Origin of the sequence: Peptoniphilus raoultii, from assembly GCF_900099555.1 — a bacterium.
Classification (GTDB): Bacteria; Bacillota; Clostridia; order Tissierellales; family Peptoniphilaceae; genus Peptoniphilus_A; species Peptoniphilus_A raoultii.
This window is the reverse complement of sequence record NZ_FMWM01000002.1, coordinates 1221092-1233667: the sequence shown is the minus strand read 5'-3', so window position 1 is coordinate 1233667 and position 12576 is coordinate 1221092. Positions and strand designations below refer to the sequence as shown.

At 31.0% G+C, this 12576-nt stretch carries 13 protein-coding genes and 5 pseudogenes; 15 read left to right on the top strand and 3 right to left on the bottom strand.

Annotated features, from left to right (window positions below; all coding sequences use genetic code 11):
• Positions 1–107 precede the first annotated feature (107 nt).
• Positions 108–374, top strand: a pseudogene (locus tag BQ4446_RS05965) (sigma-70 family RNA polymerase sigma factor); the annotation flags it as partial.
• A gap of 88 nt (positions 375–462) precedes the next feature.
• Here BQ4446_RS05965 and BQ4446_RS08845 read toward each other — a convergent pair.
• The 3 genes and pseudogenes from BQ4446_RS08845 to BQ4446_RS08840 all read right to left on the bottom strand — a co-directional run.
• Positions 463–607 (bottom strand): annotated as a pseudogene (locus tag BQ4446_RS08845) (relaxase/mobilization nuclease domain-containing protein); the annotation flags it as partial.
• Positions 584–850 (bottom strand): annotated as a pseudogene (locus tag BQ4446_RS08655) (plasmid mobilization protein); the annotation flags it as partial. The pseudogenes BQ4446_RS08655 and BQ4446_RS08845, both read right to left, overlap by 24 nt.
• Positions 851–969: 119 nt before the next feature.
• A complete protein-coding gene (locus tag BQ4446_RS08840; RefSeq protein WP_418008055.1) occupies positions 970–1101 on the bottom strand; it encodes an IS3 family transposase in 132 nt (43 codons plus the stop codon).
• 86 nt (positions 1102–1187) lie between these two features.
• Here BQ4446_RS08840 and BQ4446_RS05955 point away from each other — a divergent pair, with 86 nt between their 5' ends.
• From BQ4446_RS05955 to BQ4446_RS05900, 14 genes and pseudogenes are all read left to right on the top strand, one after another.
• Entirely contained in the window at positions 1188–1397 is a 210-nt protein-coding gene (locus BQ4446_RS05955; RefSeq protein ID WP_071027532.1) for an SHOCT domain-containing protein, read from the top strand.
• Between the two features lie 56 nt (positions 1398–1453).
• Complete coding sequence (locus BQ4446_RS05950; protein WP_245149681.1) at positions 1454–3019, top strand: recombinase family protein; 1566 nt, start codon at positions 1454–1456, stop codon at positions 3017–3019.
• The gene (locus BQ4446_RS05945; protein ID WP_071027530.1) at positions 3012–3428 is read left to right on the top strand and encodes a recombinase family protein; all 417 of its coding nucleotides are present in this window, start codon (positions 3012–3014) and stop codon (positions 3426–3428) included. The genes BQ4446_RS05950 and BQ4446_RS05945 overlap by 8 nt, the downstream gene beginning before the upstream one ends.
• Positions 3421–4992, top strand: coding sequence for a recombinase family protein (locus BQ4446_RS05940; protein WP_071027528.1), 1572 nt, complete (start codon positions 3421–3423; stop codon positions 4990–4992). The genes BQ4446_RS05945 and BQ4446_RS05940 overlap by 8 nt, the downstream gene beginning before the upstream one ends.
• 325 nt (positions 4993–5317) lie before the next feature.
• Positions 5318–5443 carry an erythromycin resistance leader peptide gene (locus BQ4446_RS08835; protein ID WP_135100604.1) on the top strand — a complete coding sequence of 42 codons (126 nt, stop codon included), beginning with the start codon at positions 5318–5320 and terminating at the stop codon, positions 5441–5443.
• A gap of 57 nt (positions 5444–5500) precedes the next feature.
• Positions 5501–6232 carry a 23S rRNA (adenine(2058)-N(6))-methyltransferase Erm(A) gene (erm(A), locus tag BQ4446_RS05935; protein ID WP_019108019.1) on the top strand — a complete coding sequence of 244 codons (732 nt, stop codon included), beginning with the start codon at positions 5501–5503 and terminating at the stop codon, positions 6230–6232.
• Between the two features lie 216 nt (positions 6233–6448).
• A complete protein-coding gene (locus tag BQ4446_RS05930) occupies positions 6449–6973 on the top strand; it encodes a phosphotransferase (RefSeq protein WP_001176020.1) in 525 nt (174 codons plus the stop codon).
• Positions 6974–7018: 45 nt separating this feature from the next.
• The gene (locus tag BQ4446_RS05925; protein WP_001041171.1) at positions 7019–7408 is read left to right on the top strand and encodes a cytidine deaminase family protein; all 390 of its coding nucleotides are present in this window, start codon (positions 7019–7021) and stop codon (positions 7406–7408) included.
• Positions 7399–7602: a hypothetical protein gene (locus tag BQ4446_RS08650; protein ID WP_245149680.1), complete on the top strand. Its 204-nt coding sequence runs from the start codon at positions 7399–7401 to the stop codon at positions 7600–7602. The genes BQ4446_RS05925 and BQ4446_RS08650 overlap by 10 nt, the downstream gene beginning before the upstream one ends.
• A gap of 12 nt (positions 7603–7614) precedes the next feature.
• A pseudogene (locus BQ4446_RS08645) lies at positions 7615–8091 on the top strand (MBL fold metallo-hydrolase); the annotation flags it as partial.
• 461 nt (positions 8092–8552) lie between these two features.
• Positions 8553–9140 carry a type IV toxin-antitoxin system AbiEi family antitoxin domain-containing protein gene (locus tag BQ4446_RS05915; RefSeq protein WP_071027526.1) on the top strand — a complete coding sequence of 196 codons (588 nt, stop codon included), beginning with the start codon at positions 8553–8555 and terminating at the stop codon, positions 9138–9140.
• Positions 9141–9286: 146 nt separating this feature from the next.
• Positions 9287–10135, top strand: a complete 849-nt coding sequence (locus tag BQ4446_RS05910; RefSeq protein ID WP_071027524.1) for an AraC family transcriptional regulator — start codon at positions 9287–9289, stop codon at positions 10133–10135.
• A 76-nt stretch (positions 10136–10211) separates the two neighbouring features.
• A pseudogene (locus BQ4446_RS05905) lies at positions 10212–10661 on the top strand (nucleotidyl transferase AbiEii/AbiGii toxin family protein); the annotation flags it as partial.
• A gap of 376 nt (positions 10662–11037) precedes the next feature.
• Positions 11038–12573: an AAA family ATPase gene (locus BQ4446_RS05900; protein ID WP_071027520.1), complete on the top strand. Its 1536-nt coding sequence runs from the start codon at positions 11038–11040 to the stop codon at positions 12571–12573.
• Positions 12574–12576: the final 3 nt, after the last annotated feature.

Here is a 12576-nt window from a genome sequence, read left to right as displayed (position 1 = left end):
GAAAGAACAGGTTTCTTTCATTTTAGAGGACTTCTTATGCCAAGATGCAGGAGTCCTCCTTTTTTGTCTGAAAAACAAATAGACAAAAAAGAAATGGAGGAAACTTTATGGCAAAAGAGTATTACCTTTATGTCAGAGGGCAAAAGGTAAAAGTCAGTGAAGATATTTATAAAGTCTACTGGCGAGAACGAGAACACGAGAAGTATTTAGAGCAGGTGGACAGAAAAAACCACCTGCTTTTCTTTTCCTCTTTGGATCATGATGGATATTTTATAGATAACATCGCTGATGAAAGTGTTGATGTAGAAAAGATTGTTGAAACACAGATGATGATTGAGGCAGTCAGAAATGCTATATCAAAACTAAACGATGAGACGTGGATAGTAATATAGGCCCTTTGGGCCGCATGAGAAAAGGCCGGGGGATATTTATTTTGTTTCAAAATATGCTATAGAATATGATCTTTCGTGCTTTCATAAATTGAATATGGGCAGTAGATGGATGACATTTAAATGAAAATACCAAGATTTTTTTCATCATTTTTTTCACTCTTGGTAATATAATATATTGCCAAATTTAGAGTTGATTCAATTTCATTCTTGTAAATAACACCACTTGTATTAGTTACCTTTGCAATCTGGTTTATATTATTTGTTGCATTTAAAAGCAGCCATTGTAGGTTTCTAAATGGTTCTAAATCTACTACATAAATTTCTTTTTCTAATACGCACTTTCTAAGAAAGTGGGACATTGTTTTACAATTTGCAAGCTTCATTTTATTTTCAAAAACTTCCTTTTCTTCCTTAGTTAATTTTATTTCTATTCTTTCATTTCTAAATCTATTTGCCATTTTATTCTCATTTATAAAATATATTTCGGGGTCTTAGGGTTCTCCCTAACAAAATAAAAATTAAAAAAATGGAGCATTACGTAAATGATGTGTACCAAAAAAGCTGGACACATTAATATTTAGTTTACATTTATGGATGCTAACCTATACAAAGTAGGTGGCATCCATTTTGTTTTCTTCTGAATCCTTTCGTTGTTGTAGTAGTATATATATTCATCAATTGCTTTTGAAAACTCTTTACTCAAAAACACTTTCTTTGTCCCAAGGAATATAGAGGAAAGAAAATTAGGGTTAAAAAAACCCTTAATTTCTTTGCCTGTGATATAGGAGGTGGAGTATGAGAGTAGAAAAGCTTGAAGGTGAAAAAGAAGTTATAAAATCTAAATACACTGAAAGGGATTTAAATGCAGAGCTTAATTTCTATCTATCGGATAAGTTCATGCAAGATCTATTTCTTTTAGATGAAATCAGTCTTGAAGAATATAGGAAAATAAGGAGAGAAAACATAAAAAAATTCAGACCTATTCTTTCGGAATTAATGCTATAAGACTTGATAAATACTCAGTTGTACGGGAATATAGCATTAACAGAAAGGAAGGTGAGATGTTGAAAAAGATAACAAAAATAGAAGCAAATCAAAAAGAAGAATCTACATTAAGAGTTGCTGCTTATGTAAGGGTATCGACAGATGAAGAAGCTCAGCTTGTAAGCCTTAAAACTCAAAAGACACACTACGAGAAGCTTATATCTGAGAACAAGTCATATACTTTTGCGGGTCTATATTTTGACGAAGGCATTACTGGAACAAAGAAAGAATGTAGAGACGGTCTTTTAAAAATGCTAAAAGATTGTGAGAATGGAAAGATAGATTTTATACTAACAAAATCAATCTCAAGGCTTGCAAGAAACACGACAGATTGTTTGGAAATCGTAAGGAGACTCCTTGATTTAAACATTGGTATCTATTTTGAAAAAGAAAACATTGATACTAGAACTATGGAAAGTGAGTTGATGCTATCCATACTTTCATCCCTTGCAGAAAGTGAATCCAGGTCTATTTCAGAAAATAATAAGTGGTCCATAAAGAAAAGATTTCAAAATGGAACTTTTATTATATCAAGCCCACCCTATGGCTATGAGAATATAGACGGAAAGATGGTAGTGAATGATGAAGAAGGAAAAATAATAAAAGAAATATTTGAACAGTATCTTTCAGGTAAGGGAACGCATAAAATTGCAGAAGACTTAAATAAGAGAAATATTAAAGGGCAAAAAGGAGCAAGCTGGCATGGGTCAACTATAAACGGAATCTTGAAAAATGAAAAATATACAGGGGATGTCATCTACCAAAAGACTTATACAGATGAAAATTATAATAGACATAAAAATAAGGGAGAAGAAGACCAGTATAAGATTATAGACAACCATGAAGCCATTGTGAGTAGAGAGGAATTTGAAAAAGTACAAGATCTAATAAAGATAAGGGCTATAGCAAAAGGAAACGGAAAAAACACAAAAAAATATCAAAATAGATATAACCTATCGGGGAAAATAAAGTGTGGAGAGTGCGGTTCAACCTTTAAAAGAAGACATCACTATAATGGCAAAGATAAATATATAGCTTGGACTTGCAGTGAGCACCTAAGAGATATTAATAAATGTTCTATGAAGTTTATTAAAGACAAGGACATAAAACTAGCTTTTGTGACTTTAGTAAACAAACTAATCTTCGGAAAAGATAGTATTTTTACACCACTCTTAGAATCCTTAAAGAGAGTGGACAGTAAGGGAGAAGTAGAGAAGATAGAAAAAATAGAAGAAAGCTTAGAAAAACTAAAGGAAAGAAAAGAGGTTCTAAGCAAACTAATAACTTCGGGAGTTTTAGATGCAAGTATTTACGCAAAAGAAAGCAGTGAAATTTCAAGCGAAGAAAGTTATCTACTCAGGGAAAAGGAAAGAAGTAAGAAAGTCATCCTTGGAAATGACGAAGAAATAAGAGAGCTTGAAAAACTAATAGGAATCTTAGGAAAAAGTGAAATGATAGATCGCTTTGAAGATGACTTGTTTGAAGAAATCATTGCCCACATACAAGTTGTCAATAGAGTGACTCTTGATTTTCATTTAAAGTGTGGACTTGTATTAAGAGAGGAAGTGAAAGAAGATGTCTAGGTTATGCTATGGCTATACGATAAGAGACGGAAGATTAGAAGTTCAAGAAACAGAAGCCGAGAATATAAGAAAAATCTTTAAAAATTATCTTGATGGAAATGCTCTTATAAAGTCGGCAGACCTTGCTGGACTAAAGAAAAACAACTCCAGTGTCAAAAGAATCTTAACCAATAAAAAGTATTTAGGAAATGAAATCTATCCTAAGATAATAGATGGAGAAAGCTTTGAAAAGGCAGGTCAAATGTTAAAGAAAAGGGCAGTGGCCATGGGACGAGTTTGGGAAAAGGAAGAAGAGATTATTAAAATTCCCTGCAAGTTTAGATATAGAGAAGAAGGAGTTCTACCACTAGATCCTTTTGAGAGAGCGAGTTATAAGTACAATTTAATCGAGGTGATAGATGATGAATAGCAAGGTCATAGTCATACCAGCGAAGAAGAAAAAAGGAAATTCCATCAAGGAATCAGAAAAGAAAAAGCTTAGAGTCGCTGCCTATGCAAGGGTATCGACAGACAGCGATGAACAGGCAACTTCTTATGACACTCAAATAGACCACTACACAAATTATATTAAGAGAAATCCAGATTGGGAATTTGCAGGAGTTTTTTCTGATGAAGGAATCAGTGGAACATATACTAAGAAAAGAGCTGGCTTTAATAAAATGATTGAAGAAGCCATGGAAGGAAATATTGACTACATCATTACTAAATCCATATCGAGGTTTGCCAGAAACACCCTAGACTGCTTAAAATATATTCGTAAACTAAAAGAAAACAACATCCCAGTCTATTTTGAAAAAGAAAACATCAACACCATGGATGCCAAGGGAGAAGTTCTCCTTACCATTATGGCATCTCTTGCACAACAGGAAAGTCAGTCCTTATCACAAAATGTAAAGTTAGGATTTCAATATAGATTTCAACAAGGGCAAGTCCAAGTAAATCATAATAGGTTTTTAGGCTACACAAAAGACGAAGACGGAAAACTTGTCATAGTTCCTGAAGAAGCAAAAATTATAAAAAGGATCTACAGAGAATACTTGGAAGGAGCAAGCCTACGAGATATAAAGGTAGGACTTGAAAAAGACAAGATAGTAAATGGAGCAGGAAATAAGAAGTGGCATGTATCGAACCTCAATCAAATATTAACTAATGAGAAATATATGGGGGATGCCCTCTTACAAAAAACATACACCGTAGATTTTCTAAATAAGAAAAGGGTAAAGAATGATGGAATAGCACCTCAATATTATGTAGAAAATAGCCATGAAGCCATCATACCAAAAGAAATCTTCATGCGAGTTGGAGAAGAAATGTACAGACGATCTAATATGGTAAGTGGCAAAGGGAAAAGAAGAATTTATTCCAGCAAATACGCACTTTCAAGCATTGTCTATTGCTCTGAATGTGGGGATATTTACAGAAGAATTGCTTGGAATAACAGGGGAAAGAAATATACTGTTTGGAGATGTTGCACAAGAGTAACCCATGGACCAGATGCCTGCCATGCAAGAACTATTAAAGAAGACGACCTACAAGAAGCAGTTGTAAAAGCCATCAATCAGCTTATATCTGAAAGCAATGAATTAAAAGAAATAATAAAAGAAAATATAGAAAAAGCCATCACAGGTGATGGAAGTGGCCAGATAGAAGAAATAGATAAAGAAATGTTGAAAGTGCAAGAAGAGCTTTTAAAAGTAGCTAATGCCAAGAAAGATTACACAGACCTTGTAGAAAGGGTGGAAGAGTTAAGAAATGAAAAAGAAAAGATACTCCTTGAAATGGCGGAAGAGAAGAATGAACAAAGCAGGCTAAAGGAATTAGAAGAGTTTTTAGACAATCAAGAATTAGAAATAGAAAGTTATGATGAAGAATTGGTGAGGAAACTTATAGATAAGATAGTAATTTATGAAGAAAATTTAAAAGTAGTGTTTAAATCTGGACTTGAGGTTGAAATTGACAAGGATAAAAAGTAAATATACAATATAACTAACAGCACCCGACACGCCTCTTAACAATGCGAACCACGTTGAAGCAGCAATTCTGATGACGTATTGTGGTTTGGACAAGGAATAATAGGAGTCAACCACAACATGTAGTGGTTTGAGTACGAAAATTGGGTCAAAAACAGGCTAAAAAATACCGTTTTTTGACCCTTTTAAATAGGGCATTTGACAGATGACATTTGATGTTTCGGTATTAAAAATCCATAGGGTGAGGTAGATTAGCACAGAACTTTATTGAATAGAGAAATTAAAAGTGATATAATCAGTTGCATAAGGAGGAGTTAAATATGTGTACATGTATTGCAGTAGTAGATATTACTTTATCTCATTTATAATGAAAAAAATTAAAGGAGGTAAAGGTATGGGTATGTTTTCTATATTTGTTATTGAGAGATTTAATTATCAACCAAACCAAAAATAATTGGTTATAATGAGCTCTTAAGATTAGTTCATTATAACCGGCAAGGAGAAGGTTATAATGAAACAGAAAAACCCGAAAAATACGCAAAATTTCATTACATCTAAAAAGCATGTAAAGGAAATATTAAAATATACGAATATCAATAAACAAGATAAAATAATAGAAATTGGGTCAGGAAAAGGACATTTTACCAAGGAACTTGTGGAAATGAGTCAACGGGTGAATGCTATAGAGATTGATGAAGGTTTATGTCATGCCACGAAAAAAGCAGTTGAACCTTTTCAGAATATAAAAGTTATTCATGAGGATATTTTGAAGTTTAGCTTTCCTAAAAATACAGACTATAAAATATTTGGTAATATTCCCTACAATATTAGTACTGATATTGTAAAAAAGATTGCTTTTGATAGTCAAGCGAAATATAGCTACCTTATTGTAGAGAGGGGATTTGCTAAAAGGTTGCAAAATACCCAACGAGCTTTAGGTTTGCTGTTAATGGTGGAAATGGATATAAAAATTCTTAAAAAAGTGCCACGAGCATATTTTCACCCTAAGCCTAATGTAGATTCTGTATTGATTGTACTTGAAAGGCATAAACCATTTATTTTAAAGAAGGACTACAAAAAGTATAGATTTTTCGTTTATAAATGGGTAAACAGGGAATATCATGTTCTTTTTACTAAAAATCAATTAAGACAGGTGCTGAAGCATGCGAATATTACTGATCTTGATAAATTATCCAATGAACAATTTTTGTCTGTTTTCAATAGTTACAAATTATTTCAATAAATTAAAAATAATTAAGCGTTCTCTAACTTTAAGAGAACGCTTAATCTTATTACATTGAAAAATGCATTCTATTATTTTCAATTATTATGATATAACATAACTATCATTTTACTTATTTGCATATTTGCACGAAAATATAGTTATCGACGACTATTCTGATAATAGCAACTAATATAGTCAATGATAACTCAAAATTTATTGATATAGTAGGTATATGTGCAACTAATTAGGGAAGATTTTAGTTTGCCATTTCTGAAACAGCTAAAACAAGTATTGCGTAAAGAATGCGCCAGTCTTCCCATGGACTTAAAATGCTTGCTTGGGGCACACATAAAACCCCTTGAACAATCTATTGACAGAGTTGAAGGACTGTCGGAGATTCTAAGACGAAGTAATCCTAAAATGGCCCTATGCCATACAGATATTCATAATTGGAACTTGATGCAACGGGATGAGCAGTTAGTTCTAATTGACTGGGAAGGCTTGAAATTGGCTCCAGTAAAAGCTGATCTCATGTTTTTTGTTGATAAGCCATATTATGATGTATTTATGAACATATACCTGAAATTACACAAAGATTTTTTAATCAATACGGATGCTTTGTTATTCTATCATATTAGACGTAAACTAGAAGATATATGGGAGTTTATTGAACAACTTTTATATGACAATCAAGAGGATAAGGAAAGAAATGAAACTATAAAAGTTCTTGATGGTGAACTGAATAACTTAGTGTTTTGAAAAAAGAATAACGTATTATTAAGCTAAATAATATTGGAGAAGAAAATGAATAAACAAGAATTATATCAAATTGCTTTCAGTATAATTAATCATAAAAAGTTACGGAACTTTGGAACTTCAGGGCATGTTGCGTGCGCGTTGGAGACAAATAGCGGTAACATCTTTACAGGAATATGCATTGACTTGCCCTGTTCTATTGGCTTATGCGCTGAACAGTCAGCTATTGCTGAAATGGTAAAGAACAATGAAACTGCAATCAAAAGGATTATCGCTGTATTTGAAGATGGGAGTATACTTCCACCATGTGGAAGGTGCAGAGAGTTTATTGCACAGATAGATAATCAAAATATAGAGACCCAAATTGTATTACCTGAAATGGAAGAAGTGTTGCTGAAAGATTTATTACCAGAAAGGTGGGATGGCAAATGGAACTGAAAAAGATAACTAGCAGGGTCTTTTATTATCCACATCAACCAGAAACTGATAGGCCTATGTTGGCATACTTAAATGGAGATAAAATTGCACTTGCCATTGATGCAGGAAATTCAGCAGACCATGTTGATGAATTTTATAAATCCCTAGAAATCGAGGACCTAAAGAAGCCAGATTTTACTGTCATCACTCATTGACACTGGGACCATACCTTTGGAATGCATAAAATTCACGGATTGTCCATTGCACACCATAAAACCAACGAGTTTTTGAAACAGGAAAGAGCCAAACTATCTGACAGTGCATATATAAAATTTTTGATAAATGATGATGAGTGCCTAGCTAGAGAATATGTAGATAATAAAAGAATTATTGCCGTTCTATCGGATATCCAATTTGAAAAAGAGCTTACCCTTAATCTCGGTGGAATAACCGCAATGATTTTTCATACGGTTTCACCCCATTCGGAAGATACGGTGCTTATCTATATTCCTGAGGAAAAAATATTGTTCTTGGGAGATTCAACAAGCGAGGATTTCTACAATGATGGGTATATGGATAAAGAAAAATTAATGTCATTAACAAATTTGATAGAAAGTTTCGACTGTAAGTATTGTATTTTAAGTCATGCAGAGCCTCTAACTAAATCAGATTTATTAGATTACTTAAAATCCATTCTAAAATAATAATCCATGAGGTGTATTGATATGTTCCCGTCTACCGATAGCTCCAAAAACGCAGTGGATATGTTCCCGAGAACGGACACACTCAAATGACATTCATTCTATCCTCTCAAGCCACGTGGAGACCATAGCGTTGATACAAAAGATATAAATTTAGAAATCTTGCATTTTAAGCAGTTTTACAAGCATTTTGTCTTTGATAAAGATGAAGAAGGATACGTCAAAAAGACTTAAAAAAACTACATGGACGTAAGAGTAGTTTTAAGACTAGTATGAGGAAACACAAAAAATATAATTAACTCATTTTGTACTTTCTACAAGAGTAGCTTAAAAGGCTGCTCTTTTTTCATTGAATGTAGTAAGGATTCGTTACATCCTTTTCAATATAATAAAATATCCACAACCAAGCTTTACATATTCGCTTTTATAACATATAATAAAAGCGTAAATGAAGGAAGCAGACTATGAATATACTTAAAGAATATATACAAGAAAATTTAATAATCACTAATAAAGAAGCAGAAGACCTTGGATATAGCAGGCATAATCTATCAGAATTAACAAAAAGCGGACAATTAGAAAGATTAAGACCAGGACTATATCAATTAAAAGGAAAAGTAATAGACGATTTTGTTCTAATATCATCAAATAGCAACAGAATAACATTTTCCCATCAAACAGCCCTATACCTCCACGACCTATCCGACAGGACCCCAAATGTATTTCATATATCTGTACCCCAAGGCTATAATGCAAGCCATATCAAAAAAAGATATGAAGATCTACAAGTTCACTATGTAAAAAAAGTTTTATACGACATAGGAATGACAGAAATAAAATCACCACAAGGCAATTTTATCCCAGTTTATGATATGGATCGAACAATTTGCGACATCATAATCGACAGCGAAAAAATAGATAAACAGATTTTCACAGAAGCCATAAAAATATATTTTAAATCACCAAATAAAAATCTAAGACGACTCATAAAATACAGTAGACTATTTAAAATAGAAGATGAAATTAGAAAGTATATGGAGGTATTATCGTGATTAATATCGAGAGTATAAAGGGCAGGATAAGAAGTCTGGCAAAGAAGAAAAATAGTATAAACATGTGATGCTATAATATTTGTATTAGCATTATCGGGTATAATTTAATAAATCCTTGTACAATTTAAATGAAAGGTGGTAGAAATATGGATATAATGAAATCTTTTAACTTAGCAATAGACTATATTGAAGATAACTTAACTAATGAACTTGATGAAAAAGAAATAACACGGATAACAGGATATTCATTTCCAATGTTTTCAAGAATATTTTCAATCATATCAGGATATTCATTATCTGAATATATAAGATTAAGAAAGATGACAAATGCTGCAATTGATTTAAAAAATTCAGATAAAAGAATTATAGATATCGCAATAAAATATGGATATAATTCTCAGGATTCTTTTGCTTTAGCCTTTAAAAGTTTTCATAAGCTAACTCCAGATCAAGTAAAAAAAGGAGCAAAATATCAATATTTTCCAAGAATATACTTTTCTATTTCAGTTCAAGGAGGAAATCAAATGGATATTAAAATTGAGAAAAAGAAAGCGTTTAAAGTAGCTGGTATTAAATCTGATGTAACTAAGAGTTCAAATTTCCCAAAAGTTTGGGATAGACTAGTTGAAAAAGTACCAAGAGAAAAATTTGAAGAGTTTGGTAATGGTCAAATCTTTGGCGTAGGATATGACTATATAATGGATGAAGAAGATTCATTTATATACTTAGCTGGTTTTGATTTAACGGATGAAGTAAAAGCTAAGAGGTTAGGTTTGGATACGCTTAGCATTCCTGAAAAAGAGTATGCTATTGTAAGCTTACAAGGACCTATACCAAAGTGTATTCACGAAGGATGGAAGTATATTATTTCATATTTCTTCCCAAAAGAAGGATATAGACATGATGAAAGTCCCGATTTTGAAGTATATGGAGATGGAGACCCTAATTCAGAAGATTATAAAATGGAATTATGGGTTCCTATAGTAAAAGAATAATTTAAATTTGTTTAACGGCATCTATCAAAATGGTAGGTGCTCTTTTGATGGCTATTAGTAAAAATAGGAATGAGTAAAAAATCCAATGAAACTTGACCTTACAACGGGAGAAGCAACAATACCAAGGGAAATAGAATACATCTATCCATGTATCTTTAGCAAATAAGATATAAAAATAATGGCATATCCATTAGAAACAATTCTTGCAGAAAAATATGAAACCATAATCAGAAGAAATATAACAACAACACGAATGAGAGACTTCTACGACCTATACACTCTCTACAAGCTGAAAAAAGATGAGATAGATTATGAAATTTTAAAAGAAGCAATAGAAAGAACTTCCGAAAAAAGAGGAAGTCAGGAGATAATGAAAGACTCTGAGGAAATAATCGAGGACATAAAAGAAGATTCATATCTAAGATCTTTGTGGGATGTATATCTCAGTGAAAATAAGTATATTGGAGATCTGACCTTTAATAAGGTTGTTGGTGTAGTGAGAATTATTTCAAATAGAATAAATTAGATGTAATTTAACAGACACTGTCTGGCAAATTATAGGCAATAAATATTAATTATTAGAGAATATGGGTTAATATACTACTGTTTATAAATTTAAATGTTCTTTTAAAGAGAACGTTTTATATTAAACTGACATTTAATGGTATAATATAATAAATATAAGTCTTCGTTATAGTGTATATTGAGAACTTTTAGGTATAAAAGATTATTTAAAAAACTAATAGATTTAGATATGACAAAAAGCGAATATTAGTAAAAGTATATTTTAAAAAATGAAGAATGGACAAAACGTAAAAACAGATATTTTGCTTATAATTTGAGAATTTTTTAGATTATGAAATTGAAGAATATTAAAAAATGAAATTAAGGAGGATATATAAGTGAAAAAATATGGAAGTATAGATGAAATAGCTAAGGAATATGCACTTACAAATGAACAATTAAGGAACTATTTACTATTAAATGACATTGATTCACTAAGTGATTTAGATAAGATTGATCTAAATGATAAAGATATAATAGATGTTTTAAATAAGATAAATATTAATAAAAAATTGAACAATCATATTAATTTAACATCTCTTGAAAGTATAAAAATAGAAGGACTATTTGGAAAGTATAATTATTTGATTAATTTTAAAGATGATATTTCTATATGGGTATCTGAAAATGGTGTTGGTAAAACAACTATATTGAATATAATAGTTGCAATTTTGACTAGCGATAGAAATATATTAATGGATATTAATTTTAAAAAAGTGACTGTTAGTATTTCCGGAGAAAAATATGAAATCGATCGAGAACAATATTTTCAAGTTAATAGTAAAAACAATAAATATTCTAGAAGAATAGCAAATCTACTTGAAGAAGTGTCTATGTATTTGCCAAGAAGTTATTCCATAAAAATAAGGAAAGATTTTGAATATAAACAATATATTGATTTAGATCTAATTGAGGAATTGACCTATAGATATTTTGATGATGGGATTGACTTAATTAAAAATAAGAAAATTATGTATATATTGCAAGAATTAAAAGAATTACAATATGAGGATCTTTCTAGAATTTTGTATAAAATAAAAGATGCTCTAGAAGAAGACATTCTTTTTTATCCAACATACAGAAGAGTGGAAGTTGGTTTGGATAAAGTTTTTATAAATCGTAGAGATGAGTACAATAGATATGAGTTATCACCAAAATACATGGGATTTGGAATGAATGATGTCAAGAATAGAATAGGTAATTTGTTAAGTAAAATGAGAAAAGATGCAAATACAGCATATATAGAAATGAATGCAAATATCATTAGTGAGCTATTGAAGAAAAATGTAAGAGAATATCTTAGTGAATATAATAGTATCAATATGCATAAAGTAGATGTAATAATAAAAAGAATTGGCGAGGAAAGGATCGATAATATTGATAGCTTAAAAAATTTCATCAATAATTCAGCAAAAAGCAAACTAATGCCTAATATAGAATTTTTATTATATTATTTACAAAAATTAGTAAAAATATATGATGAACAAAAACCATTAGATTCAAAACTTAGAAAATTTTCTGATGTTTGTACAAAGTATTTATCTGGTAAAAAAATAGTATATGATGAATCACTTTTAACAATGAATGTTTATGATTTTAATAATAGAAAAATTGATTTTGAAGATTTATCTTCAGGAGAGAAACAGGTGATTTCCATTTTCTCTAAAGTTTATTTGGATGTAGTAACACCTTGTATATTTATAATTGATGAACCAGAGATATCACTATCAATAGAGTGGCAGAAAGAATTCTTGAAAGATATTTTTGACTCCCAAAAAATTGGATTAATGATTGCAACGACACATTCTCCTTTTATATTCAAAAATGAATACAGAAAATTCGTTATTGAACTTGATAAGTATAAGGAGGTGTAGACC